The sequence below is a fragment of the Azotobacter tropicalis genome, from assembly GCF_059739045.1.
In genome coordinates this window covers 883,257-909,696 of sequence record NZ_AP046059.1, presented here as the reverse complement: position 1 = coordinate 909,696, position 26,440 = coordinate 883,257, and the positions used below count along the sequence as shown (strand labels likewise).

At 62.5% G+C, this 26,440-nt stretch carries 21 protein-coding genes and 3 pseudogenes; 12 read left to right on the top strand and 12 right to left on the bottom strand.

Features of this window, described 5'->3' with window-relative positions; genetic code table 11:
• Positions 1-2: 2 nt before the first annotated feature.
• The 3 genes from ppnP to Atro_RS04045 all read right to left on the bottom strand — a co-directional run bounded on the left by ppnP (position 3) and on the right by Atro_RS04045 (position 1,380).
• Positions 3-284 carry a pyrimidine/purine nucleoside phosphorylase gene (ppnP, locus tag Atro_RS04055; RefSeq protein ID WP_497926541.1) on the bottom strand — a complete coding sequence of 94 codons (282 nt, stop codon included), beginning with the start codon at positions 282-284 and terminating at the stop codon, positions 3-5.
• Between the two features lie 62 nt (positions 285-346).
• Positions 347-904, bottom strand: a complete 558-nt coding sequence (locus Atro_RS04050) for a 3'-5' exonuclease (RefSeq protein WP_497926540.1) — start codon at positions 902-904, stop codon at positions 347-349.
• A 134-nt stretch (positions 905-1,038) separates the two neighbouring features.
• Positions 1,039-1,380 (bottom strand): DMT family protein, encoded by a 342-nt coding sequence (locus Atro_RS04045; RefSeq protein WP_497926539.1) that lies wholly within the window; start codon positions 1,378-1,380, stop codon positions 1,039-1,041.
• 134 nt (positions 1,381-1,514) lie between these two features.
• On the opposite strand from Atro_RS04045, the gene Atro_RS04040 reads away from it, so the two are divergent.
• Entirely contained in the window at positions 1,515-1,766 is a 252-nt protein-coding gene (locus Atro_RS04040; protein WP_497926538.1) for a YkgJ family cysteine cluster protein, read from the top strand.
• A 101-nt stretch (positions 1,767-1,867) separates the two neighbouring features.
• Here Atro_RS04040 and gltA read toward each other — a convergent pair whose 3' ends face one another.
• On the bottom strand, positions 1,868-3,148 hold the full coding sequence (gene gltA / locus Atro_RS04035) for a citrate synthase (RefSeq protein WP_497926537.1): 1,281 nt from the start codon (positions 3,146-3,148) through the stop codon (positions 1,868-1,870).
• Positions 3,149-3,510: 362 nt separating this feature from the next.
• Between gltA and sdhC the strand changes: the two are divergent.
• From sdhC to Atro_RS03980, 11 genes and pseudogenes are all read left to right on the top strand, one after another.
• Positions 3,511-3,893, top strand: a pseudogene (gene sdhC, locus Atro_RS04030) (succinate dehydrogenase, cytochrome b556 subunit).
• Entirely contained in the window at positions 3,887-4,255 is a 369-nt protein-coding gene (gene sdhD / locus Atro_RS04025) for a succinate dehydrogenase, hydrophobic membrane anchor protein (protein WP_497926536.1), read from the top strand. The pseudogene sdhC and the gene sdhD overlap by 7 nt, the downstream one beginning before the upstream one ends.
• A 3-nt stretch (positions 4,256-4,258) precedes the next feature.
• Positions 4,259-6,031, top strand: coding sequence for a succinate dehydrogenase flavoprotein subunit (gene sdhA, locus Atro_RS04020; protein WP_497926535.1), 1,773 nt, complete (start codon positions 4,259-4,261; stop codon positions 6,029-6,031).
• 11 nt (positions 6,032-6,042) lie between these two features.
• Entirely contained in the window at positions 6,043-6,762 is a 720-nt protein-coding gene (locus tag Atro_RS04015; protein WP_497926534.1) for a succinate dehydrogenase iron-sulfur subunit, read from the top strand.
• A gap of 242 nt (positions 6,763-7,004) precedes the next feature.
• Complete coding sequence (locus Atro_RS04010) at positions 7,005-9,836, top strand: 2-oxoglutarate dehydrogenase E1 component (protein WP_497926533.1); 2,832 nt, start codon at positions 7,005-7,007, stop codon at positions 9,834-9,836.
• 42 nt (positions 9,837-9,878) lie between these two features.
• A complete protein-coding gene (gene sucB, locus Atro_RS04005) occupies positions 9,879-11,090 on the top strand; it encodes a dihydrolipoyllysine-residue succinyltransferase (protein WP_497926532.1) in 1,212 nt (403 codons plus the stop codon).
• 82 nt (positions 11,091-11,172) lie between these two features.
• On the top strand, positions 11,173-12,606 hold the full coding sequence (gene lpdA, locus Atro_RS04000) for a dihydrolipoyl dehydrogenase (RefSeq protein ID WP_497926531.1): 1,434 nt from the start codon (positions 11,173-11,175) through the stop codon (positions 12,604-12,606).
• Between the two features lie 173 nt (positions 12,607-12,779).
• Positions 12,780-13,949, top strand: coding sequence for an ADP-forming succinate--CoA ligase subunit beta (sucC, locus tag Atro_RS03995; RefSeq protein ID WP_497926530.1), 1,170 nt, complete (start codon positions 12,780-12,782; stop codon positions 13,947-13,949).
• Entirely contained in the window at positions 13,946-14,833 is an 888-nt protein-coding gene (sucD, locus tag Atro_RS03990; protein ID WP_497926529.1) for a succinate--CoA ligase subunit alpha, read from the top strand. Before sucC ends, sucD begins: the two co-directional genes overlap by 4 nt.
• 118 nt (positions 14,834-14,951) lie before the next feature.
• Positions 14,952-15,683 carry a DUF599 domain-containing protein gene (locus Atro_RS03985; protein ID WP_497926528.1) on the top strand — a complete coding sequence of 244 codons (732 nt, stop codon included), beginning with the start codon at positions 14,952-14,954 and terminating at the stop codon, positions 15,681-15,683.
• Between the two features lie 24 nt (positions 15,684-15,707).
• Positions 15,708-16,640: a DMT family transporter gene (locus Atro_RS03980; RefSeq protein WP_497926527.1), complete on the top strand. Its 933-nt coding sequence runs from the start codon at positions 15,708-15,710 to the stop codon at positions 16,638-16,640.
• A 12-nt stretch (positions 16,641-16,652) separates the two neighbouring features.
• On the opposite strand, the gene Atro_RS03975 is transcribed toward Atro_RS03980, so the two are convergent.
• The 8 genes and pseudogenes from Atro_RS03975 to Atro_RS03940 all read right to left on the bottom strand — a co-directional run bounded on the left by Atro_RS03975 (position 16,653) and on the right by Atro_RS03940 (position 26,333).
• The gene (locus Atro_RS03975; RefSeq protein ID WP_497926526.1) at positions 16,653-18,011 is read right to left on the bottom strand and encodes a uracil-xanthine permease family protein; all 1,359 of its coding nucleotides are present in this window, start codon (positions 18,009-18,011) and stop codon (positions 16,653-16,655) included.
• Between the two features lie 124 nt (positions 18,012-18,135).
• Positions 18,136-18,930 carry an enoyl-ACP reductase FabI gene (fabI, locus tag Atro_RS03970; protein WP_497926525.1) on the bottom strand — a complete coding sequence of 265 codons (795 nt, stop codon included), beginning with the start codon at positions 18,928-18,930 and terminating at the stop codon, positions 18,136-18,138.
• Positions 18,931-18,949: 19 nt separating this feature from the next.
• Positions 18,950-19,792, bottom strand: coding sequence for an ATP-binding cassette domain-containing protein (locus Atro_RS03965; protein WP_497927602.1), 843 nt, complete (start codon positions 19,790-19,792; stop codon positions 18,950-18,952).
• Positions 19,793-19,798: 6 nt separating this feature from the next.
• A pseudogene (locus Atro_RS03960) lies at positions 19,799-20,562 on the bottom strand (ATP-binding cassette domain-containing protein); the annotation flags it as partial.
• A gap of 1 nt (position 20,563) precedes the next feature.
• Positions 20,564-21,583, bottom strand: a complete 1,020-nt coding sequence (locus tag Atro_RS03955) for an ABC transporter permease (protein ID WP_497926524.1) — start codon at positions 21,581-21,583, stop codon at positions 20,564-20,566.
• Positions 21,584-21,585: 2 nt separating this feature from the next.
• Complete coding sequence (locus Atro_RS03950; RefSeq protein WP_497926523.1) at positions 21,586-22,671, bottom strand: microcin C ABC transporter permease YejB; 1,086 nt, start codon at positions 22,669-22,671, stop codon at positions 21,586-21,588.
• Between the two features lies 1 nt (position 22,672).
• Complete coding sequence (locus Atro_RS03945) at positions 22,673-24,508, bottom strand: extracellular solute-binding protein (RefSeq protein ID WP_497926522.1); 1,836 nt, start codon at positions 24,506-24,508, stop codon at positions 22,673-22,675.
• Positions 24,505-26,333, bottom strand: a pseudogene (locus Atro_RS03940) (extracellular solute-binding protein). The gene Atro_RS03945 and the pseudogene Atro_RS03940 overlap by 4 nt, the downstream one beginning before the upstream one ends.
• Positions 26,334-26,440: the final 107 nt, after the last annotated feature.

The window sequence follows — 26,440 nt, the reverse complement described above, 5'->3', positions numbered from 1 at the left end:
GGTCACCGGTATTCGCAGAGATAGGCCGTATCGGTGGCGACCTTGAGCTGGAATTTGCTGTTGGCCGGAACGGTGAACTGGCTGCCGGCCTGGAAGGTTTCCCAGGCTTCGCTGCCCGGCAGCTTGACGGTCAGGGCGCCGGCGATCACGTGCATGATTTCCAGCTGGCTGGTGCCGAACTCGTATTCGCCGGCTGCCATCACGCCAATGGTGGCCGGGCCTTGGGTCATGCCGAAGGCGATGGATTTGACGGTGCCGTCGAAGTACTCGTTGACCTTGAACATGCTTGAATCCTCAGGAAAGGCTGAAAAAAGGCCCGCAAGTATGCATAAGGCGTTTTGCTGCGTCACCCGCTTTGAGCGGTGGGCAGAGTGGTCAGCGGCAGCAGGCGGGCGGTATTGCGGGCGTCTTCCAGGGCTCGGTGCTGCTGGCCCTGAAAACTCATGCCGGCGAGCTGCAGGGCGGTCCTCAAGCCGACCGTGCGCTTCAGATGGCGAGTATCGGCGAAGCGCTGTTTCAGATTGACATGCGGCGTCGTTGCCAGGCTGCTGGCCAGGCTATAACGGTGCCATTCCAGCTCCAGTTGCCGACGGTCGTAATCGCCCCAACTGGTCCAGCCCGCCAGGCGCGGGCGATGGGGGGCCAGCCAATGCTCGAACTGCTCCCAGACCAGGGGTAGCGGAGCCGCGGCGTCGATATCGGACTGGGCGATGTGCGTGAGTCCGCGACAGAAAGCGGTCAGGCAAGGGCGGCGCAGCGGACGCACGAAGCGTCTGAAATAATCCTGCTCATGGCCATCCTTATCCACCAGGGTGGCACCGATTTCGACGATTTCCATATCTGCCACCGGCCAGCCCCCTTCGTCCGTCGTGGCTTCCAGATCGATCACCAACCACTTTTCCATGGGTAACTCCTGGGCTCCGTGCGAGGTGGCCTGCCGTGCCGGCGACCGTAGTATTTCAGTGTAAACCCTCCCTGAGCCTGTACCGGGCAATAGCCGGTGGAGCGGATCATATGCGCCATTGGTCGTCAGGCCGGTCAACCGCGGAAGATAAAGTACACTGCGCCGAGCAGGCAGAATCCGGCCCAGAGGTAATCGAGTTTGAGGGGCTGATGCATGAACAACACGCTGAAGGGGACGAAGATCATCAGGGTGATCACTTCCTGCATGATCTTCAGCTGGCCTACGGAGAGCTCGGTATAGCCGATGCGGTTGGCCGGAACCATGATCAGGTATTCGAACAGGGCGATTCCCCAACTGATGAGGGCAGCAATGACCCAGGGCTTGCTGTTCAGGGTGCGCAGATGGCCGTACCAGGCAAAAGTCATGAAGATGTTCGAAAGACTGAGCAGCAGCGCAGTTTGTAGCCAGATGGGCATTAAACGTAGTTCCGGGAAAGGGGTAGGCGGGCAAACGGAAGAAGGTATTCGCTGGGATGGGTTAGCGATTCATCAGGTCCGAAGGTAGGATAATCGCCTTTTCCAGGATGTTGTGCGCATTGAGAGGTTCGATCATGAAATGTCGCGCGGGCTGTGGTGCCTGCTGCATCGCACCCTCTATTAGTTCGCCGCTCCCGGGCATGCCGCTTGGCAAGCCGGCGGGCGAGCGTTGCTCCCACCTTTCCGTGGACAATCTGTGTGTCTTGTTTGACAAGCCCGAGCGGCCCGCGGTGTGTGCTGCCTTCGAGGCGGATGCAGCTGTTTGCGGCGGTAGCCGGGAAGAGGCGCTACAACTGATCGCCTGGCTGGAAAAAGAGACGCGCTGAAGCAGACCGGTGTGAGGCTGATGCGATGCTTGCTCAATAAGTCTCCGGCAATAAAAAAGGCTGCGTAAAAACGCAGCCTTTTTCCGTCGGGGGAAAAGCGCTTAGCGCTTCTCGACCGGAACGAAATCGCGCTTCTCGTAACCGGTGTACAGCTGGCGCGGACGGCCGATCTTGTACGGGCCGGAGAGCATTTCTTTCCAGTGGGAGATCCAGCCCACGGTACGTGCCAAGGCGAAGATCACGGTAAACATGCTGGTCGGAATGCCGATAGCCTTGAGGATGATGCCGGAGTAGAAGTCGACGTTCGGATACAGGTTCCGCTCGACGAAGTAGGAATCGCTGCGGGCGATTTCTTCCAGGCGCATTGCCAGTTCCAGTTGGGGATCGTTGATGCCCAGCTCGGAAAGCACTTCGTCGCAGGTCTGCTTCATGACCTTGGCACGCGGGTCGAAGTTCTTGTAAACGCGGTGGCCGAAGCCCATCAGCTTGAACGGATCGTTCTTGTCCTTGGCCTTGGCCACGAACTTTTCGATGTTGGAAACATCGCCGATCTCGTCGAGCATGGTCAGCACGGCTTCGTTGGCACCACCATGCGCCGGCCCCCAGAGAGCGGCAATGCCGGCAGCGATACAGGCGAACGGGTTCGCACCAGAAGAGCCGGCCAGACGTACGGTGGAGGTCGAGGCGTTCTGCTCATGGTCCGCATGCAAGATGAAGATGCGATCCATGGCCTTGGCGACTACCGGGCTGATCGGCTTCACTTCACACGGGGTGTTGAACATCATGTGCAGGAAGTTCTCCGCGTAGTCCAGATCGTTACGCGGATACATCATCGGCTGGCCGAGGGAATACTTGTAGACCATGGCTGCCAGAGTCGGCATCTTGGCTACCAGGCGAATTGCGGAGATTTCGCGGTGCTGCGGATCGTTGATGTCCAGCGAGTCGTGATAGAAGGCGGAGAGGGCGCCGACAACGCCGCACATAACTGCCATCGGGTGAGCATCGCGGCGGAAACCGTTGAAGAAGTTCTTCAGTTGCTCATGAACCATAGTGTGGTTCTTGATATTGCTGACGAACTTTGCCTTTTGATCGGCATTCGGCAGTTCGCCGTTCAACAACAAATAACAAGTTTCCAAATAATCGGATTTATCTGCAAGTTGCTCGATCGGATAACCGCGATGCAACAAGATGCCTTTGTCGCCGTCGATATAAGTAATCTTCGACTCACAGGAGGCGGTAGACATAAAGCCAGGATCGAAGGTGAAACGGCCCGTTGAGGTCAGTCCCCGTACATCAATCACATCGGGACCGACAGTGCCGGTCAAGACGGGCAGTTCAACGGTTTGATCCCCGATGTGCAACTGCGCTTTGTTGTCAGCCATGGATGGCCTCCTTTTTGAGCTTTCTGCTAGGTATCATCAGCTGGCCCACACGCAGGGCCCGCCTCACTATAGGGTGGTCGGTTCTAAAAGCAATTTGCACCAAAGTAGTAGTGGAGCTCTCGTTTCAGAACAGATTGCACGCAAAAAAAGAAACTATTTACGTGATTAGTAGCGATCATGCAATCACTACTTTGTTGAGGGCGCTTGCGTTGTCATTAGTACCCTAACTGTCTATACTCGGCAACCGACCGCCAGGGGCTTTGAGGCCGCGTATTCTGGAGGTTGCCGCTCTCTGGGTGGTGGGTACCTGACCAGTGCACATCCCAACAACTTCGCCCTGCTCGCCAGGGCTCTCACAGTGAATGAAAGCCGTGAAAAGCCAACGACCTGTAAACCTAGACCTTAGGACAATCAAACTTCCTGTCACTGCTTACACGTCCATTCTTCACCGTATCTCTGGTGTCATCCTCTTTTTGGGAATTGTCGTGCTGCTGTCTTGGCTCGACAAGTCTCTGTCGTCGGAGGAAGGCTTCGAGCAGGTGAAAGAGTATCTGGCCAGTCCGCTGGTCAAACTGGTGGCATGGGGCCTGGTGTCTGCATTGCTGTACCACCTGGTGGCCGGCGTGCGCCATCTGATCATGGATATGGGCATCGGTGAAACGCTGGAAGGCGGCACCAAGGGCTCGAAAATCGTTATCGGCGTTTCGGCAGCGCTGATTCTGCTGTCGGGGTTTGGATATGGTAACTAATGTCACGAATTTCTCGCGCTCGGGTCTTTATGACTGGATGGCTCAGCGTGTTTCCGCGGTCATTCTCGCGGCATACACTCTTTTCCTGCTGGGTTACCTGTTCTTCAGTTCGGATCTGACCTACGCCGAGTGGCATGGCCTGTACTCCTCCACCGGCATGCGCGTCTTCAGTCTGCTGGCTCTCGTCGCGCTGAGCGTGCATGCCTGGGTCGGCATGTGGACCATCTCGACCGATTACCTGACTCCGATGGCGCTGGGCAAGCTGGCGACCGTTGTGCGTTTCCTTTTCCAGGCCGCGTGTGGCATCGCTATGTTCGCGTTTTTCGTCTGGGGTGTGCAGATTCTTTGGGGTATCTGATTCATGGCTAACATTCGTACGCTTTCCTTCGACGCAATTATCGTCGGCGGTGGTGGTGCTGGCATGCGTGCTGCCCTGCAACTGGCTCAGGGCGGTCATAAGACTGCAGTGGTCACCAAGGTATTTCCGACCCGTTCGCATACTGTCTCTGCACAGGGTGGTATTACCTGTGCCATCGCCTCGGCCGACCCGAACGATGATTGGCGCTGGCACATGTACGACACCGTCAAGGGCTCCGATTACATCGGTGACCAGGACGCCATCGAATATATGTGCTCGGTCGGCCCCGAGGCCGTATTCGAGCTCGAGCATATGGGCCTGCCGTTCTCCCGTACCGAAACCGGCCGCATCTATCAGCGCCCGTTCGGTGGCCAGTCCAAGGACTATGGCAACGGTGGTCAGGCTGCCCGTACTTGCGCGGCTGCTGACCGTACCGGCCATGCGCTGCTGCATACCCTCTATCAGGGCAACCTGAAGAACAACACCACTTTCCTCAACGAGTGGTACGCGGTCGATCTGGTGAAGAACCAGGACGGCGCTGTGGTCGGCATCATCGCCATTTGCATTGAAACTGGTGAGACTGTCTATATTCGCTGCAAGGCTGTAGTTCTGGCTACCGGCGGTGCCGGTCGCATCTACGCCTCGACCACCAATGCGCTGATCAATACCGGTGACGGCGTAGGCATGGCTCTGCGTGCCGGCGTGCCGGTGCAGGACATCGAGATGTGGCAGTTCCACCCGACCGGTATCGCCGGTGCCGGTGTTCTGGTGACCGAAGGTTGCCGCGGCGAGGGTGGCTACCTGATCAACAAGCACGGCGAGCGTTTCATGGAGCGTTATGCTCCGAACGCCAAAGACCTGGCGGGCCGCGATGTGGTTGCGCGCTCCATGGTCAAGGAAATCATCGCTGGCAATGGCTGTGGTCCGGATGGCGACCATGTGTTGCTGAAGCTCGACCACCTTGGCGAGGAAGTTCTGCACAGCCGTCTGCCTGGCATTTGCGAACTGTCCAAGACTTTCGCTCATGTCGATCCGGTGACTGCTCCGGTTCCGGTTGTACCGACCTGCCACTACATGATGGGCGGCGTAGCCACCAACATCCATGGTCAGGCCATTACCCAGGACGCCAATGGCAACGACAAGATCATCGAAGGTCTGTTCGCGGTCGGCGAAGTGGCATGCGTATCCGTACACGGTGCCAACCGTCTGGGCGGCAACTCGCTGCTTGACCTGGTTGTGTTCGGTCGTGCCGCCGGTCTGCACTTGGAGAAGGCGCTCAAGGAAGGCATCGAATACCGCGGTGCTTCCGAGTCTGACATCGATGAGTCCCTCAAGCGTCTGTCTGGCGTAAATGAGCGCAGCAGTGGTGAAGAGGTCGCTCCTCTGCGCAAAGAGCTGCAGAACTGCATGCAGAACTACTTCGGCGTGTTCCGTACCGGCGAATACATGCAGAAGGGCATCGCCCAACTGGCCGAGCTGCGTGATCGTATCGCTCAGGTCAAGATCAACGACAAGAGCCAGGCGTTCAACACCGCCCGCATCGAGGCGCTCGAGCTGCAGAACCTGCTCGAAGTGGCCGAAGCCACCGCGATCGCTGCAGAGGCCCGTAAGGAATCCCGTGGTGCCCATGCCCGTGAGGACTTCGAGGAGCGTGACGATAAGGAATGGCTGTGCCACACCCTGTACTTCCCGGGTGACAAGCGCGTGGCCAAGCGTGCCGTCAACTTCGCGCCGAAGACTGTCCCGGCGTTTGAACCCAAAGTGCGTACCTATTAAGGGTTATCGATATGTCGCTGCCCAAGACATTGCAAGTTAGCGTTTATCGCTACAACCCGGAGCAGGATTCTGCTCCCTACATGCAGAATCTGAACATTGACATCGACGGCAAGGACCTCATGGTTCTCGATGTCCTGGCCCTGATCAAGGAGCGTGACGGCAGCTTCTCCTACCGTCGCTCCTGCCGTGAGGGTGTTTGCGGTTCCGATGGCATGAACCTGAATGGCAAGAATGGCCTGGCCTGCATCACCCCGCTGTCCAGCGTGGTGACTGACGGCAAGCTGGTTATTCGTCCGTTGCCCGGTCTGCCGGTTATCCGCGACTTGGTCGTGGACATGAGCATCTTCTACAAGCAGTACGAGAAGGTGCAGCCCTACCTGCAAAACAATACTCCCGCCCCGGCCATCGAGCGTCTGCAGAGCCCGGAAGAGCGCGAGAAGCTGGACGGTCTCTACGAGTGCATCCTGTGTGCTTGCTGCTCGACCTCCTGTCCGTCCTTCTGGTGGAACCCGGACAAGTTCCTCGGTCCCGCTGCATTGCTGCAGGCCTATCGTTTCCTGGCCGACAGCCGTGACACCAAGACCCAAGAGCGTCTGGCTGCCATGGACGACCCGTTCAGCGTATTCCGTTGCCGCGGCATCATGAACTGCGTGTATGTCTGTCCGAAAGGCCTGAATCCGACCAAGGCCATCGGTCACGTGCGCGACATGCTGCTGCGTAGCGGTACCTGATCGGTTCTTGGCAATACCGTGTACCTGCGGCGTCAGGAGTTCCTGGCGTCGCAGGCAAAGCTGGATCCGCAGCTCATGAAGCCGCGCTCCTATGAAGAATTTGACTAGCAGGGGCATCCGGGCAAAGACGTCCGGACTATCTGTGGGATCCGTAGTGGCTTTACCAAAGTCGCTGCTCCATGACTTTGGAACGACCATGTGCGGCTCGCGCCGGTGGTATCCCCTCAAGAGGGTGACCAAGCATGCAAGATAGCGTTATGCAGCGCATGTGGAACAGTGCCCACCTTTCGGGTGGAAATGCTGCTTATGTGGAAGAGCTCTATGAGCTTTACCTGCACGATCCCAACGCTGTGCCCGAAGAGTGGCGCACCTACTTCGAGAAACTACCCACCAGCGCCGGTACCTCTACCGACGTTCCACACGCTCCGGTTCGTGACCAATTCGTTTTGCTGGCGAAAAACCAGCGCCGCGCGCAACCGGTTGCAACTTCCAGCGTAAGCACCGAACACGAGAAGAAGCAGGTTGCAGTCCTGCGTCTCATCCAGGCCTACCGCATGCGCGGTCATCAGGCTTCGCAGCTGGACCCGCTCGGTTTGTGGCAACGCACTGCGCCCTCCGATCTGTCAATCACCCATTACGGGCTGACCAACGCCGATCTGGATACCACTTTCCGCACCGGCGAACTCTATATCGGTAAGGAAGAGGCGACCCTACGCGAAATTCTGCAAGCGTTGCAGGAGACATATTGCCGCACTATCGGTGCCGAGTTCACTCATATCGTCGATTCTGAACAGCGTAACTGGTTCGCTCAGCGTCTGGAGAGCGTACGCGGTCGTCCCGTGTTCTCCCGCGAAGTGAAGAGCCACCTGCTCGAGCGCCTGACCGCTGCGGAAGGCTTGGAGAAGTATCTGGGTACCAAGTATCCGGGCACCAAGCGCTTCGGGCTGGAAGGTGGCGAGAGTCTGGTTCCGGTGGTCGATGAGATCATCCAGCGCTCTGGCTCCTACGGCACTAAGGAAGTCGTCATCGGTATGGCCCACCGCGGCCGTCTGAATCTGCTGGTCAACGCGCTGGGCAAGAACCCGCGCGACCTGTTCGACGAGTTCGAAGGCAAGAAACTGGTCGAGCTGGGCTCCGGCGACGTGAAGTACCACCAGGGGTTCTCCTCCAACGTAATGACTCCGGGGGGCGAAGTTCACCTGGCCATGGCGTTCAACCCGTCGCACCTGGAAATTGTTTCTCCGGTGGTCGAGGGTTCCGTACGTGCCCGTCAGGATCGTCGTGGTGACGCTACCGGCGAAAAGGTGGTGCCGATCTCCATTCACGGCGACTCGGCCTTCGCTGGTCAGGGCGTGGTGATGGAAACCTTCCAGATGTCGCAGATCCGCGGCTACAAGACGGGTGGTACCATCCACATCGTAGTCAACAACCAGGTTGGCTTCACCACCAGCAACCCGGCTGATACCCGCTCTACGGAGTACTGCACCGATCCGGCTAAGATGATTCAGGCGCCGGTTCTGCACGTCAATGGCGACGATCCGGAAGCCGTGCTGTTCGTGACCCAGCTGGCCGTCGACTACCGCATGCAATTCAAGCGCGATGTGGTCATCGACCTGGTTTGCTACCGTCGTCGCGGTCACAACGAGGCTGACGAGCCGAGCGGCACCCAGCCGCTGATGTACCAGCAGATCGCCAAGCAGCGCACCACCCGCGAATTGTACGCAGACGCCTTGGTCAAGGAAGGTAGCCTGAACCAGGAAGAGGTCCAGGCCAAGGCCGACGAATACCGTACCGCGTTGGACAACGGCCAGCACGTGCTCAAGAGCCTGGTAAAGGAGCCGAACACCGAGTTGTTCGTCGACTGGACCCCGTATCTGGGCCATGCCTGGACCGCCCGTCACGACACCAGCTACGACCTGAAGACCCTGCAGGAGCTGAACGCCAAGCTGCTGCAGATCCCGGAAGGCTTCGTGGTCCAGCGCCAGGTCGGCAAGATCCTCGAGGATCGCGACCGCATGGGCGTCGGCGCCATGCCGATCAACTGGGGCTGCGCCGAGACCCTGGCCTACGCCACCCTGCTGAAGGAAGGCCATCCGGTACGCATCACCGGCCAGGACGTCGGCCGTGGTACCTTCTCGCACCGCCATGCCGCGCTGCACAGCCAGAAGGACGCCAGCCGCTACATCCCGCTGCAGCATCTGTTCGACGGTCAGCCGAACTTCGACCTGTATGACTCTTTCCTCTCCGAGGAAGCGGTTCTGGCCTTCGAATACGGCTACGCCACCACCACGCCGAACGCGCTGGTGATCTGGGAAGCCCAGTTCGGCGACTTCGCCAACGGCGCTCAGGTGGTGATCGACCAGTTCATCAGCAGCGGCGAGACCAAGTGGGGCCGTCTGTGCGGCCTGACCATGCTGCTGCCGCACGGCTATGAGGGCCAGGGTCCGGAGCACTCCTCCGCCCGCCTGGAGCGTTATCTGCAACTCTGTGCCGAGCAGAACATCCAAGTCTGCGTGCCGACCACCCCGGCGCAGGTCTACCACATGCTGCGCCGCCAGGTGATCCGCCCGCTGCGCAAGCCGCTGGTGGCCCTGACGCCGAAGTCGCTGCTGCGTCACAAGGCGGCGATCTCGACTCTGGAAGAACTGGCCCATGGCTCCTTCCATCCGGTCCTGCCGGAGGTCGACAGCCTCGATCCGAAGAAGGTCGAGCGTCTGGTCCTGTGCAGCGGCAAGGTCTACTACGACCTGCTGGACAAGCGCCGTGCTGAAGGCCGCGAGGATATCGCCGTCGTCCGTATCGAGCAGCTCTATCCGTTCCCGGAAGAGGAGCTGGCCGAGGTCATGGCGCCCTACACCAACCTCAAGCACGTGGTCTGGTGCCAGGAAGAGCCGATGAACCAGGGCGCTTGGTACTGCAGCCAGCATCATATGCGTCGTGTCGCCAGCGCGCACAAGAAGGATCTGTTCCTTCAGTACGCCGGTCGCGAAGCCTCGGCAGCTCCGGCTTGCGGTTATGCATCGATGCATGCCGAGCAGCAGGAAAAACTGCTGCAGGATGCTTTCACTGTTTAACGCTTTCTCGCAGAAGCAACGAATCAATAGGAACTTTAGATAATGGCTATCGATATCAAAGCCCCGACTTTCCCAGAATCGATCGCGGACGGCACTGTCGCTACCTGGCACAAGAAGCCCGGCGAAGCCGTCAAGCGCGACGAGCTGATCGTCGACATCGAGACCGATAAGGTCGTGATGGAAGTGCTGGCTGAAGCGGATGGCGTGATTGCCGAGATCGTCAAGAACGAAGGCGACACCGTGCTCAGCGGCGAGCTGCTCGGCAAGCTGACTGAGGGTGGCGCTGCCACTGCTGCTCCGGCTGCCGCCCCGGCCCCGGCCGCTGCCGCTCCGGCTGCTGCCGCCCCGGCCGCTGCCGAAGCGCCGATCCTGTCCCCGGCCGCCCGCAAGATTGCCGAAGAAAATGCCATCGCTGCCGACAGCATTACCGGCACCGGCAAGGGCGGTCGTGTGACCAAGGAAGACGCGGTCGCTGCCGTCGAGGCCAAGAAATCCGCTCCTGCCGGTCAGCCGGCCGCCGCCACTGCCGCTCCGCTGTTCGCGGCCGGCGACCGTGTCGAGAAGCGCGTGCCGATGACCCGCCTGCGTGCCAAGGTCGCCGAGCGTCTGGTCGAGGCCCAGTCCTCCATGGCCATGCTGACTACTTTCAACGAAGTCAACATGAAGCCGGTCATGGAACTGCGCGCCAAATACAAGGACCTGTTCGAGAAGACCCACAACGGCGTACGTCTGGGCTTCATGTCCTTCTTCGTCAAGGCTGCCGTTGAGGCTCTGAAACGCCAGCCGGGCGTCAACGCTTCCATCGACGGTAACGACATCGTCTACCACGGCTACCAGGATATTGGCGTGGCCGTGTCCAGCGATCGTGGTCTGGTGGTGCCGGTCCTGCGCAACGCCGAGTTCATGAGCCTGGCGGAAATCGAAGGCGGTATCAACGAGTTCGGCAAGAAGGCCAAGGCCGGCAAGCTGACTATCGAGGAAATGAGCGGCGGTACCTTCACCATCTCCAACGGTGGCGTGTTCGGTTCCCTGCTGTCTACCCCGATCGTCAACCCGCCGCAAACCGCCATCCTCGGCATGCACAAGATCCAGGAGCGCCCGATGGCCGTCAACGGCCAGGTGGTCATCCTGCCGATGATGTATCTCGCCCTGTCCTACGATCACCGTCTGATCGATGGCAAGGAGGCCGTTACCTTCCTGGTAACCATGAAGGATCTCCTGGAGGATCCGGCTCGCCTGCTGCTGGATATCTGATCTGAGACCGCAAGCTGCCGCACGGGCTTCTGAGGAAGCCCGTGCTGGCGGCTTCACGCCGCTTTAAAGAAGAGGATTTGTTATGAGCCAGAAGTTCGACGTGGTTGTGATTGGCGCCGGCCCGGGCGGCTATGTGGCTGCCATCAAGGCGGCCCAGCTCGGCCTCAAGACTGCCGTGATCGAGAAGTACAAGGGCAAGGAAGGCAAGGTTGCGCTGGGCGGCACCTGCTTGAACGTGGGCTGCATTCCTTCCAAGGCCCTGCTGGACAGCTCCTACAAGTTCCACGAGGCCCATGAGAGCTTCAAGCTCCACGGTATCAGCACCGGCGAAGTTGCCATGGACGTGCCGACCATGGTCGCCCGCAAGGACCAGATTGTGCGTAACCTCACCGGCGGGGTTTCCTCGCTGATCAAGGCCAACGGTGTCGCTCTGTTCGAAGGTCACGGCAAGCTGCTGGCCGGCAAGAAGGTCGAAGTCACCGCCGCCGATGGCAGCACCCAGGTGCTCGACACCGAGAACGTCATCCTCGCTTCCGGTTCCAAGCCCGTGGAAATCCCGCCGGCTCCGGTTGACCAGGACGTCATCGTCGACTCCACCGGTGCCCTGGACTTCCAGAGCGTTCCGGGCAAGCTCGGCGTGATCGGCGCCGGCGTGATCGGTCTGGAGCTGGGTTCGGTCTGGTCGCGTCTGGGTGCCGAAGTCACCGTGCTCGAGGCCATGGACAAGTTCCTGCCGGCAGTTGACGAGCAAGTGGCCAAGGAAGCCCAGAAGATCCTCACCAAACAAGGCCTGAAGATCCTGCTGGGAGCCCGCGTCACTGGCACCGAGGTCAAGGACAAGCAGGTCACCGTCAAGTTTATCGATGCCGAAGGCGAGAAGTCGCAGACCTTCGACAAGCTGATCGTCGCGGTCGGCCGTCGTCCGGTGACCACCGATCTGCTGGCTGCCGATAGCGGTGTGACCATGGATGAGCGCGGCTTCATCTATGTCGATGACTTCTGTGCCACCAGCGTGCCGGGCGTTTACGCCATCGGCGACGTGGTGCGCGGCGCGATGCTGGCCCATAAGGCTTCGGAAGAAGGCGTGATGGTTGCCGAGCGCATTGCCGGTCACAAGGCCCAGATGAACTACGACCTGATTCCGGCGGTCATCTACACCCACCCGGAAATCGCCGGTGTGGGCAAGACCGAGCAGGCCCTCAAGGCCGAAGGCGTGGCCATCAATGTCGGCGTATTCCCGTTCGCTGCCAGCGGTCGTGCCATGGCTGCCAACGATACCGCCGGCTTCGTCAAGGTCATCGCCGATGCCAAGACCGACCGCGTGCTGGGCGTTCACGTGATTGGCCCGAGCGCTGCCGAACTGGTTCAGCAAGGCGCTATCGCTATGGAATTCGGCACCAGCGCCGAAGACCTGGGCATGATGGTCTTCGCGCACCCGGCCCTGTCCGAGGCGCTGCATGAAGCCGCCCTGGCGGTCAGCGGTCATGCAATTCACATTGCCAACCGCAAGAAGTAACTAAAGCTACACGGCAACACCACTGCGGCAGACAATCCGCTGCGGCCCTTTCCGGCTGCAGCGGAGCGTCTGCCGCGCTGTTTTCGCTGGTATGGTCATAGCTACCGTGGCAGCATGGGTCAGGCACCATGCTGTGCAAGGACAGCTTATAAAAACCAGAGCGGTAAACAGATATGAATCTCCATGAATATCAAGGCAAGCAGCTTTTTGCCGAATATGGTTTACCCGTGTCCCGAGGCTTTGCCGTCGATACCCCCGAAGGCGCCGCAGAGGCTTGTGACAAGATTGGTGGCAACTGCTGGGTTGTGAAGGCCCAGGTGCATGCCGGTGGCCGCGGCAAGGCCGGCGGTGTCCGGCTGGTCAAGAGCCGGGAAGAGGCGAAGGACTTCGCGCTCACCTGGCTGGGCAAGCGCTTGGTGACTTATCAGACGGACGCTTCGGGGCAACCGGTTAGCAAGATCCTGGTCGAGGGGTGTACCGACATCGAGCGGGAGCTTTACCTGGGCGCGGTAGTCGACCGCTCCAGCCGTCGTATCGTTTTCATGGCTTCGACCGAGGGCGGGGTCAACATCGAAAAGGTCGCCCATGAAACTCCTGAGAAGATCCTCAAGGCCACCATCGATCCCCTGATTGGCGCCCAGCCGTTCCAGGCCCGCGAACTGGCTTTCCAACTGGGTCTGCAGGGCGATCAGCTCAAGCAGTTCACCCATATCTTCATCGGTCTGGCCAAGCTGTTCCAAGAGCACGACCTGTTCCTGGTGGAGGTGAACCCGCTGGTGGTCCAGAAGGACGGCAATCTCATCTGCCTAGATGCCAAGGTCAACCTCGACAGTAACGCCCTGTTTCGCCAACCCAGGCTACGCGCCATGCACGATCCGTCCCAAGAGGATCCCCGCGAAGTGCATGCGGCGAAATGGGAGCTGAACTACGTGGCGCTCGAGGGCAACATCGGCTGTATGGTCAACGGCGCCGGTCTGGCCATGGGCACCATGGACATCGTCAATCTGCATGGCGGCAAGCCGGCCAATTTCCTCGACGTCGGCGGTGGCGCGACCAAGGAACGGGTGACCGAAGCGTTCAAGATCATCCTCTCCGACGCCAACGTGAAGGCCGTGCTGGTCAATATCTTCGGCGGCATCGTGCGCTGCGACATGATCGCTGAGGGCATCATCGGTGCGGTCCGGGAAGTCGGGGTCAAGGTTCCGGTCGTCGTTCGCCTGGAGGGGAACAATGCCGAATTGGGGGCCGAGACGCTGGCCCGGAGCGGTCTGAACATCATTCCGGCCAACAGCCTGACCGACGCGGCAGTGCAGGTGGTCAAGGCTGCGGAGGGCAACCGATGAGCATCCTGGTCAACAAGGACACCAAGGTCATCTGTCAGGGCTTCACCGGCAGTCAGGGGACCTTCCATAGCGAGCAGGCGATGGCCTATGGCACCCGGATGGTCGGAGGCGTGACCCCGGGTAAGGGCGGTGCTATCCATCTCGGGCTGCCGGTATTCAACACAGTCCGGGAAGCTGTGGCAGCTACGGGCGCCGATGCTTCGGTGATCTACGTGCCTGCGCCGTTCTGCAAGGACTCGATTCTCGAGGCGGCTTTTGCCGGCATCCGCCTGATCGTCTGCATCACCGAGGGCATACCGACTCTCGATATGCTGCAGGTCAAGCTCAAGTGCGACGAACTGGGCGTGCGGTTGATCGGCCCCAACTGTCCGGGCGTGATCACTCCCGGCGAGTGCAAGATCGGCATCCAACCCGGCAATATCCACCTGCCGGGCAAAGTCGGTATCGTTTCCCGTTCGGGCACGCTGACCTACGAAGCCGTGAAGCAGACCACCGATGCCGGTTTCGGCCAATCCACCTGCGTAGGCATCGGCGGTGATCCGATTCCGGGTTCCAGCTTCATCGATATCCTCGAGCTGTTCCAGGGCGATCCGCAGACCGAGGCCATCGTGATGATCGGCGAGATCGGCGGCAGCGCCGAGGAGGAGGCGGCGGCCTATATAAAAGCCAACGTCAGCAAGCCGGTGGTTTCCTACATTGCCGGCGTCACCGCACCGGCGGGCAAGCGCATGGGGCATGCCGGCGCGATCATCTCCGGCGGCAAGGGAACTGCGGACGAGAAGTTCGCCGTCCTGCAGGATGCCGGTGTGAAGACCGTTCGCTCTCTGGCTGATATCGGCAAGGCTCTGGCCGAGCTGACCGGCTGGGAAATCAAGCGCTCCTGAAGCTGTCGAAGCCGCTTTCCGGGAAAATGCCAGCCGGTCCCGCCGGCTGGCATTTTTTCGTTGTCTGGGTAAAGTGACGGGCTTCTCACATTCCGGCCTTCCGACAAAAGGAGCATTGATGTTCAGCGCCGACAGCTATCTGCCCCACCTTTTCGCCGTTCTCTGGTTCGCCCTTTGCTGGGGAGGGTATACCCGCTATGCGACCTGGAAGGGGCGCGATACTCCCTGTCTGGCCAGCATCATGCACCTCTATCGCGAGGACTGGATGCGCCGTCTGCTGTTGCGCGACAGCCGTATCGCCGATGCCAGCGTGATCGGCAGTCTGGAGCGCAGCGCTTCCTTCTTCGCCTCCAGCACGCTGATCATTCTCGCCGGCATTCTCACCGTGCTGGGCTCGTCCGAGCGCGCGGTGTCCCTGCTGGCCGAATTGCCCTTCGTCCAGGTTGCCAGCCGTGAGCTCTCCGAAATCAAGCTGCTCTGCCTGAGCGTGGTGTTCGTCTATGCCTTCTTCACCTTCACCTGGTGCATGCGCCAGTACAACTTCGCGGCGGTGCTGGTCGGTGCTGCGCCCATGGTGGGCGAGCGGCATGTCACCGAGCAGGAGCGCAAGGCTTTCGCCGAGCGTGTAGCCCGGGTCATCTCGCTGGCGGCCAACCAGTTCAACTTCGGCCTGCGCGCTTACTATTTCGGCCTGGCGATGCTGGCCTGGTTCATCAACCCCTGGGTATTCATGCTGGTCACGGCAGGCGTGGTCATAGTGCTCTACCACCGGGAGTTCCATTCCGAGGTGCTGGAGGTGATGGTGTATACACCGACCCCGCCGATGCTGCCCCTGAAAGAAGAAAAGTGATTCTTTCCCCAAGCGGATGACCCGATGAAAAGACTGCTGGCCAATCCCTATCTGCTGCTCACCCTGGCGTCGCTGTTCTGGTCGGGAAACCTGGTCATGGGCCGCGGATTGCGCGGCGATCTGCCTCCGGTGGGACTGGCGTTCTGGCGCTGGACCACCGCTTTCATCCTGGTCCTGCCGCTCGCCCTGCCATACCTGCGCAGCCAGTGGCCGGCCCTGCGGGCGGGCTGGCGGGCGGTGCTCCTGCTCGGCGTGCTGGGCGTCGGCTGCTACAACACCTTCTCGTATATCGCCCTGCAATACACCACGGCGACCAGCGCCATCCTGCTCAATTCCTTCATTCCGGTGGCGACCATCGCTCTAGCCTTCCTGCTCTTCGGCAAGCGCCTCAGCCGCCGCGAAGCTCTTGGCGTGGCGGTCTCGCTGATTGGGGTGCTGACTCTGGTGGCCCAAGGCAGTCTCGATACCTTGCTGGCCCTCAGCCTGAATGTCGGCGATCTGTGGATGCTCGCGGCGGTAGTGTCCTGGGGGCTCTATACCGTGGGTCTGCAGTGGCGGCCGCAGGGCGTGCATCCGATGCTGCTGCTGGCGGCCTGCATCGCCGTCGGCCTGCTGGCCCAGATGCCGGCCTACGCTTGGGAAATCGCGGCAGGACGCTCGATCGTCGTCAATATGCACGCTATCGGCGGCATTCTCTACGCGGGCGTGGTGGCGGCCTTCCTGGGTTTTCTCTGCTACAACGCGGGCGTTGCCGCCATCGGCCCGGCGCGAGGCTCGCTGTTCATCCACTTGATGCCGGTGTTCGGCACCATCCTTTCGGCGTTGCTGCTGGGCGAGCGGCCACACCTCTATCATCTGGGCGGCATCGCCTTGGTTTTTACCGGGATCGCACTGACCATGTACCGTCCGGCAGCTGTTCAGGGGGCGACGTTGCCCACCGGCGAACCGCGGCCCTGACAATTACCTTGCTCAGGACTCCGTGACCTCTTCGAGCGGCGCCTCGCGTGGCAGCAGCAGATCGAGGAAGATGGCCGTTAGGCCACCGGTAGTGATTGCCGAATCGAACAGGTTGCGCACAAGTTCGGGCATCTGCTGCAGCAATTGCGGCTGTGCGGCGATGCCCAGGCCGACACCGAAGGAGGCGGCGATGACCAGCATGTCGCGGCGGCCCAAGGCGCCGCGGGCGAGGATGCGGGTGCCGGCGGCGGCGACACTGCCAAACATGATCAGGGTGGCGCCGCCCAGCACCGGCTTGGGAATCTGCTGCAGCAACGCGCCGAGTGCCGGGAACAGGCCGAGGGCGAAGAGAATGGCGCCGATGTACAGGCCGACATGGCGGCTGGCCACGCCGGTCATCTGGATCACCCCGTTGTTCTGCGCGAAGGTGGTGTTGGGAAAGGCGCCGAGGCTGGCGGCGATCAGGCAGCTGACGCCGTCGCCGAGCACGCCGCCCTTGAGCCGGCCCAGGTAGGTCGGACCGGAGAGCGGCTGGCGCGACAGCAGGCAGTTGGCGGTGAGGTCGCCGACCGTCTCGATGGTGCTGATCAGGTAGACCAGTGCCACTGGCACGAAGGCGGCCCAGGCGAAATCGAAACCGTAGCGGAAGAGTTCCGGCACGCTCAGCGCCGGCAGTTCCGGCAGCGGCTGAGGGACGAGCCGGCCGGATAGCCAGGCGGCCAGGCTGCCGAGGGCAAGGGCGACGACGATCGCCGACAGGCGTACCCAGGGGTGTGGCGAGCGGTTGAGCAGAACGATGGTCAGCAGCACCAGCGCGCCCAGGGCGAGATTGCCCGGCGCGCCGAAGTCCATGGCGCCGAAGCCGCCGCCGATATCGGTGATGGCGACCTTGATCAGGCTGACGCCGATCAGGGTGATGACGATGCCGGTGGTCAGCGGACTGATGACTCGGCGCAACTGGCCGATGAAACGGCTGAGGACGATCTGCACGAAGGCGCCGAGAAAGCACACGCCGAAGATCAGCGCCAGGATCTCCTCGGGGCCGCCGCCGCGGTTCCTGGCCAGCAGGCCGGCGGCGAGCACCGCGCCGAGGAAGGTGAAGCTGGTGCCCTGCAGGCAGATCATCCCGGCACCGATGCCCAGCGGCCGCCAGGCCTGCAGAAAGGTGCCGATGCCGGAAACCAGCAGCGCCATGCTGATCAGGTAGGGCAGCTGTTCGCCCAGACCGAGCACCGTGCCGATCACCAGCGGCGGGGTGACGATGCCGACGAGGCTGGCGAGGATGTGCTGCAGTGCGGCGAACAACGCCGCAAGCGGGGCGGGGCGGTCGTCCAGACCGTAGATCAGTTCGGCGGGGGACTGCTCTTGCATACGGCATCGACCTCGGGCAAAGGGGAGCATCGAGACGGGCATAGAAACGACAATGCCCGCATCCTGCGATGCGGGCATTGTCATCGGCGGCCGTCCGGACCGCCAGTCTGCAAGAGCGGGCGACTCAGTCTTCCAGCGGCCCCATGGCGGTGGTGTTGAAGCCGCCGTCGACGTAGAGGATCTCGCCACTGATGCCCGAGGCCAGGTCGGAGCAGAGGAAGGCGCCGGCGTTGCCGACCTCCTCGATGGTCACGTTGCGGCGCAGGGGGGTCTGGCGCTCGTTGGCGGCGAGCATCTTGCGGAAGCTGGCGATGCCGGAGGCGGCCAGGGTGCGGATCGGGCCGGCGGAGATGCAGTTGACGCGGGTGCCTTCCGGGCCGAGGCTGGCGGCCAGGTAGCGCACGCCGGCCTCCAAGCTGGCCTTGGCCATGCCCATCACGTTGTAGTTGGGCATGGTGCGCTCGGCACCCAGGTAGGACAGGGTCAGCAGGCTGCCGTTGCGGCCCTTCATCATCTCGCGGCCGGCCTTGCCCAGGGCGACGAAACTGTAGGCGCTGATGTCGTGGGCGATCTTGAAGCCCTCGCGGGTGGTGACTTCGGTGAAGTCGCCGTTCAGCTGGTCGCCCGGGGCGAAGCCGACCGAGTGGACGATGCAGTCCAGGCCGTCCCACTTCTTGCCCAGTTCTGCGAAGACCTTGGCGATGTCCTCGTCGTTGGCCACGTCGCAGGGGAAGCACAGCTCGGGGCCGGAACCCCAGCCGGTGGCGAACTCCTCGACGCGGCCCTTGAGCTTGTCGTTCTGATAGGTAAAGGCCAGTTCGGCACCTTCGCGATGCATCGCGGCGGCGATGCCGGAGGCGATGGACAGTTTGCTGGCGACGCCGACGATCAGTACGCGCTTACCGGCGAGAAATCCCATGGATCAGTTCCTCTTCTAGTTAATCGGCGCTGCCGGGAGCCAGGAAGGCGGCTTCCAGCAACTGCCGTGTGTAAATGTGTTGCGGGGCGGCGAAGATCTTCTGCGCCGGCCCCTGTTCGACCACCTGTCCCTGCCTGACCACCATCAACTGGTGACTGAGCGCCTTGACCACCGCCAGGTCGTGGCTGATGAACAGGTAAGTCAGGTCGTACTTGCGCTGCAGCGAACGCAACAGCTCCACCACCTGGCGCTGCACCGTGCGGTCGAGCGCCGAGGTGGGCTCGTCGAGCAGGATCAGCGCCGGCTTCAGCACCAGCGCCCGGGCGATGGCGATGCGTTGGCGCTGTCCGCCGGAGAACTCGTGCGGATAGCGGTGCCGGGTTTCCGGGTCCAGGCCGACTTCCCGCAGCGCCTCGACGATCGCCTGCTCCTGCTCGGCCGGTGTGCCCAGGCGGTGGATCTGCAGGCCCTCGCCGACGATCTGGCCCACCGACATGCGCGGGCTGAGGCTGCCGTAGGGGTCCTGGAAAACCACCTGCATCTCGCGCCGCAGCGGGCGGATCTCGTGCTGTGACAGGCCGTTCAGCGTCTGGCCGCGGAAGCGGATCGAACCCTGGCTGGACAGCAGGCGCAGAATCGCCAGGCCGAGAGTGGACTTGCCGGAACCGCTTTCCCCGACGATCCCCAGGGTCTGCCCGCGGTGCAGGGTGAAGCCGATGCCGTCCACCGCCTTGACGTGGTCGACCGTGCGGCGCAGCAGGCCCTTCCTGATCGGGAACCAGACACGCAGGTCCTCGACTTCCAGCAGCGGCTCGCCGACCGGGTTGTCCGCCGGCTCGCCGCGCGGTTCCGCGCCGAGCAGTTCCTGAGTATAGGGGTGCTTGGGGGCGTGGAAGATTTCCTCGCAGCTGGCCTGTTCGACGATGGTGCCGCCGCGCATGACGCAAACCCGGTGGGCGGTGCGCCGCACCAGGTTGAGGTCGTGGGTGATCAGCAGCAGCGCCATGCCCAGGCGGGCCTGCAGGTCCTTGAGCAGTTCAAGGATCTTCAGCTGTACGGTGACGTCCAGCGCCGTGGTCGGCTCGTCGGCGATCAGAAGCTCCGGCTCGTTGGCCAGCGCCATGGCGATCATCACCCGCTGCCGCTGGCCGCCGGAAAGCTCGTGGGGATAGGCCTTGAGACGCTTGTGCGGCTCGGGATGCCGACCAGCTCGAGCAGTTCCAGGGTTCGCGCGGTGGCGGCCGCGCCGCGCAGGCCCTTGTGCAGGGCGAGAACCTCGTTGATCTGCTGCTCGATGCTGTGCAGCGGGTTCAGCGAGGTCATCGGTTCCTGGAAGACCATGGCGATGCGGTTGCCGCGGATGCCGCGCAGCTGGCGCTCGTCGAGCTTGAGCAGATCCTGCCCGGCGTAGCGGATGCTGCCGGCCGGGTGGCGGGCGAGCGGATAGGGCAAAAGGCGCAGGATCGAGTGGGCGGTGACCGACTTGCCGGAGCCGCTCTCGCCGACCAGGGCCAGGGTCTCGCCGCAGCGGATGTCGAAGCTGACGCCCTCCACGACGCGCTGCACCCGATCACCGCCGACGAACTCGACGGCGAGATCGCGGATCTCGATGAGGTTTTGCGAATCGTTCATCTCACTTCCTCGGGTCGAAGGCATCGCGCGCCGCCTCGCCGATGAACACCAGCAGGCTGAGCATTAGCGCCAGCACCACGAAGGCGGTGATCCCCAGCCAGGGTGCCTGCAGGTTGGCCTTGCCCTGGGCGACCAGTTCGCCGAGGGACGGTGCGCCGGGCGGCAGGCCGAAGCCGAGGAAGTCCAGGGCGGTGAGGGTGCCGATGGCGCCGGTGAGGATGAAGGGCATGAAGGTCATGGTCGAGACCATGGCGTTGGGCAGGATGTGCCGGTACATGATCGCGCCGTTGCCCATCCCCAGGGCGCGGGCGGCGCGCACGTATTCCAGGTTGCGGCCGCGCAGGAACTCGGCGCGCACCACGTCGACCAGGCTCATCCAGGAGAACAGCAGCATGATACCCAACAGCCACCAGAAGTTCGGCTGCACGAAGCTGGCCAGGATGATCAAGAGGTAGAGCACCGGCAGGCCGGACCAGATTTCCAGGAAGCGCTGGCCGAGCAGGTCGACCCAGCCGCCATGGAAGCCTTGCAGCGCGCCGACGACGACGCCGATCACCGAGCTGAGCAGGGTCAGGATGAGGGCGAACAGCACCGAAATGCGGAAGCCGTAGATCACCCGGGCGAGCACATCGCGGCCCTGGTCGTCGGTACCTAGCCAGTTGACCCGCGAAGGAGGCGCCGGCGCCGGGACGGTCAGCTCGTAGTTGATGCTCGAATAGCTGAAGGGGATCGGCGGCCAGAGCATCCAGCCGTCCTTCTCGGCGATCAGGCTCTGGATATACGGACTCTTGTAGTTGGTGGTCAGCGGGAATTCGCCGCCGAAGGTGGTTTCCGGGTAGCGCTTGAGCACCGGGAAGTACCAGCCGCCGTCGTAATGCACCACCAGTGGCCTGTCGTTGGCGATCAGCTCGGCGCCGAGACTGGCGACGAACAGCGCGAGGAACAGCCAGAGCGACCACCAGCCGCGCTTGTGCGCCTTGAAGAGTTCCAGCCGGCGTCGGTTGAGGGGGGACAGCTTCATCGTCAGCTCTCCCGGCTTTCGAAGTCGATGCGTGGATCGACCAGGGTATAGGTGAGATCGCCGATCAGTTTCACGACCAGTCCCAGCAAGGTAAAGATGAAGAGGGTGCCGAACACCACCGGATAGTCGCGGTTGATCGCCGCCTCGAAGCTCAAAAGGCCCAGGCCGTCGAGGGAGAAGATCACCTCGATCAGCAGCGAGCCGGTGAAGAACAGGCCGATGAAGGCCGAGGGGAAACCGGCGATGACGATCAGCATGGCATTGCGGAACACGTGTCCGTAGAGCACGCGGTTCTTCGACAGGCCCTTGGCGCGCGCGGTCACTACGTACTGTTTGTTGATCTCGTCGAGGAAGCTGTTCTTGGTCAGCAGCGTGAGGGTGGCGAAGTTGCCGATCACCAGAGCGGTCACCGGCAGAGCCAGGTGCCAGAAGTAGTCGAGGACCTTGCCGCCCAGGCTGAGCTGGTCGAAGTCGTTCGAGGTCAGCCCGCGCAGCGGAAACCAATCGAAGTAACTGCCGCCGGCGAACAGCACGATCAGCAGGATGGCGAACAGGAAGGCGGGGATCGCATAGCCGACGATGATCGCCGAACTGGTCCAGACGTCGAAGGCGCTGCCGTGGCGGACCGCCTTGGCGATGCCCAGCGGAATGGACACCAGGTACATGATCAGGGTGCTCCACAGCCCCAGGGAAATCGACACCGGCATCTTCTCGATGATCAGGTCGACGACCGTGGCGTCGCGGAAGAAGCTCTCGCCGAAGTCCAGCCTCAGGTAGTTGGTCAGCATCAGCCAGAAGCGTTCGTGGGCTGGCTTGTCGAAGCCGTACATGCGTTCGATCTCGGCGATCAGCTCGGGGTCCAGCCCCTGGGCGCCGCGGTAGCGGGAGCTGCCCGAGGACACCTCGCTGCCGCCGCCGGAAATGCGTCCGGTGGCACCGCCGGCAGCGGATTCGAAGCCTTCCAGCTTGGCGATGGCCTGCTCCACCGGGCCGCCGGGGGCGGCCTGGATGATGACGAAGTTGAGCAGCAGGATGCCGAACAGGGTCGGCACGATCAGCAGCAGGCGGCGCAGGATATAGGCGAACATCTCAGCGCTCCGTGCCCGCCGGGGCGCTCGGGGCGGCCGCGGCCTCGGGCTTGTTCCACCAGGTATACAGGCCGATGTCGTAGCGCGGGGTCACCGCCGGGTGGCCGAGGCGGTTCCAGTAGGCCACCCGCCAGGTCTTGATGTGCCAGTTCGGCACCACGTAGTGACCCCACAGCAGCGTCCGGTCCAGCGCCCGGGTATGGCTGATCAGACTGTCGCGGGTATCGGCCTGGATCAGACCGTCGACCAGGCGGTCGATGGCCGGGTCCTTGAGGCCGATGAAATTGCGGCTACCCGGATTGTCGGCGCTGACCGAATGCCAGTACTCGCGCTGTTCGTTGCCGGGCGAGTTGGACTGGGCGAAGCCGCCGACCATCATGTCGAAGTCGCGTGAGCGCAGGCGGTTGATGTACTGGGAGACATCGACCCGGCGGATCTCCAGGTTGATCCCGAGATCGGCGAGATTGCGCTTGTAGGGCAGCAGGATGCGTTCGAAATCGGCCTGGGCGAGGAGAAACTCGATGCGCACCGGCTGGTCCTTGGCATCCAGCATGCGATCGCCCTCGACCCGCCAGCCGGCCTCCTGCAGCAACTGGTAGGCGCGCCGCTGCTGGTCGCGGATGATGCCGCTGCCGTCGCTGACCGGCAGGCGGAATTCGCTGCTGAGGACTTCCGGCGGGATCTGCTCGCGCAGCGGCTCGAGGATTTTCCGCTCGGCCTCGTCGGGCAGGCCGCGCGAGGCCAGCTCGGAGTTGTCGAAGTAGCTGCGGGTGCGGGTGTAGGCGCCGTTGAACAGTTGGCGGTTGGTCCATTCGAAGTCGAACAGCAGGGCCAGGGCCTCGCGCACCCGGCGGTCCTGGAACAGCGGTCGACGAATGTTGAAGACGAAGCCCTGCATGCCGGCCGGATTGTTGTTGGCGATCTCCTCCTTGATCAGCTGGCCGTTCTTGATCGCCGGGACGTCGTAGGCGGTCGCCCAGTTCTTCGCGCTGGTTTCCAGCCAGTAGTCGAACTGCCCGGCCTTCAGGGCTTCCAGGGCGACGGTGTTGTCGCGGTAGTAGTCGATCTGCACCGCGTCGAAGTTGTAGAAGCCGCGGTTCGCCGGCAGGTCCTTGCCCCACCAGTCCTTGACCCGCTCGTAGCGGACGCTGCGCCCTGGCTGGACGTCGGCGACCCGGTACGGACCGCTGCCCAGCGGCGGCTCGAGGCCGGACTTGGTGAATTCGCGGCCGGCCCACCAGTGCTTGGGCAGTACCGCCAACTGGCCGAGGATCAGCGGCAATTCGCGGTTGCCGGCATGCTTGAAATCGAAGCGTACCTGACGCTCGCTCTCGGCGACCGCCTGACTGACGTCGGCGTAGTAGGCGCGATACATAGGCGCACCGTCCTTCATCAGGATGTCGAAGCTGAACACCACATCTTCGGCGGTCACCGGATGGCCGTCGTGGAAGCGCGCCTCGGGGCGCAGGTGGAAGCGCACCCAGCTGTTGTCGGGCGCCCGCTCGATCTTCTCGGCGAGCAGGCCGTATTCGGTGAAGGGTTCGTCGAGGCTGTGGCGGGTCAGGGTGTCATAGACCAGGCCGATCTCGTCGGCGGCGACGCCCTTGTTGATGAAGGGGTTGAGGCTGTCGAAGCTGCCGAACCCGGCCTGGCGCAAGGTGCCGCCCTTGGGGGCATCCGGGTTGACGTACTCGAAATGCCGGTAGTCGGCGGGGTATTTCGGCGCTTCGCCGTAGAGGGTCAGGGCATGTTGCGGCGCGGCCTGGACCAGGCCGGCCAGGCCGAGCAGCAGGCTGCCGCCGGTAGCAAGCAGGAAGGAGCGCAGTGGGCGCGTCATCGGTCGTTCTCCGTGGACTTCAGCCACCAGGCGCGTAGGCCCAGGGTGTAAGGGGGCGTGGTGACGAAGGCGAACCGGTTGCGGTACGCCAGGCGATGATGATTGATGTACCAGTTCGGGATGCTGTAGTGCTGCCAGAGCAGGGCGCGATCCAGCGCTCGGGTGGCGGCAACCTGTTGCTCCCGGGTCTTCGCGGCCAGAAGGTTCTCCAGCAGGCCGTCGACGACCGGATTGGCGATGCCCGCGTAGTTCTTGCCGCCCTTCACGCCGGCCTGGCTGGAGTGGAAGTAGAACCATTGCTCGAGGCCGGGGCTGAGGGTCTGCGGCAGGGTCATCAGGATCATGTCGTAATCGAAGTGATCCAAGCGGTGCTTGTACTGGGCGCGATCGACGGTGCGCAACTGCGCTTCGATGCCGATGCCGGCGAGGTTCTCGCTGTAGGGCTGGAGAATGCGCTCCAGGCTGGGATTGACCAGCAGGATCTCGAAGCGCAGCGGTTGGCCCCGGGCGTCGACCAACTGCTGGCCGGAGGGTTTCCAGCCGGCTTCGCCGAGCAGGGCGAGGGCACGACGCAGGGCCTCGCGCGGGATGCCGCGGCCGTCGGTCTTCGGCAGCGAAAAGGGCTCGCGGAACAGGCGCTCCGGCAATTGCTGGCGATATTGGGACAGCAGCAGCCATTCTTCGCCTTCGGGCTTGGCGGTGGCGGAAAACTCGCTGTTCGGGTAATAGCTTTCGGCACGCCGGTAGGCGCCGTAGAACAGGGTGCGATTGGTCCATTCGAAATCGAACATCAGCCCCAGGGCTTCGCGCACCCTGGGGTCGCTGAACACGCTGCGCCGGGTATTCATGAACAGCGCCTGGGTCTGGGTCGGGATCCGGTGCGGGATCGCGGCGCGAATGACTTGGCCCGTTTCCACGGCCGGGAAGCGGTAGCCCCTGGCCCAGTTCTTCGCCTGGTGCTCGATGTAGAAGTCGAAATGTCCGGCCTTGAAGGCTTCGAAGGCGACCCCGCTGTCGCGGTAGAAATCCACCTCCACCCGGTCGAAGTTGTACTTGCCGCGGTTGATCGGCAGCTTGGCGCCCCACCAGTCCTTCACCCGCTCGAACACCAGGCGCCGACCCGGCAGCACCTGGGCGATGCGGTAAGGGCCGCTGCCCAGCGGTGGTTCGAAGGTGGTGGCCTTGAAGTCGCGGGTTTTCCAGTAGTGGCGGGGGAGCACCGGCAGCTCGCCGAGACGCAGGATCAGCAGCGGATTGCCAGAGCGCTTGAAGACGAAGCGGATGCGGTGGCGCCCGAGGACGTCGACCCGCTGCACTTCGCGCAGCTCGGTGCGGTACTGGGGGTGGCCCTCCTGGCTGAGCAGGCGGTAGGAGAAGGCCACGTCTTCGGCGGTGATCGGCTTGCCGTCGTGGAAGCGGGCTGCCTTGCGCAGGTTGAACACCACCCAGCTGCGGCTTTCGTTGTATTCGATGGTTTCAGCGATCAGGCCGTAGCTGGAGGCGGGTTCGTCGCCGGACGGATCGTATACCCCCGCGCCGGCCATCAGCGGTTCGTTCAGCTCGTTGATGCCGTACTGGAGAAAGTCAGCCGTCGCCGACGGGCTGGTGCCCTTGAAGCTGTAGGGATTCAGGGTATCGAAGGTGCCGAGGGCCATCAGGCGCAGCGCCCCCCCTTGGGAGCCTTGGGATTGACCCAGTCGAGGTGGCGGAAATGGGCCGGATACTTGAGCGCGCCGAACTGGGCGTAGCCATGGCTTTCGGTGATGCGTGCAGCTGCCGGCGCACTCGCGAGCAGACTGAGCAGCAGCAGACAAAGGGGGCGCATCGGTGGGCGGGTCCGATCCATGGCGACTTCTGGACATTCGGGCCGCTACAGTAACAGCTTGTCAGCCTTGGAAAAAGCTTGTGTCTCCGGGGCTTGCGCGCGTTCGC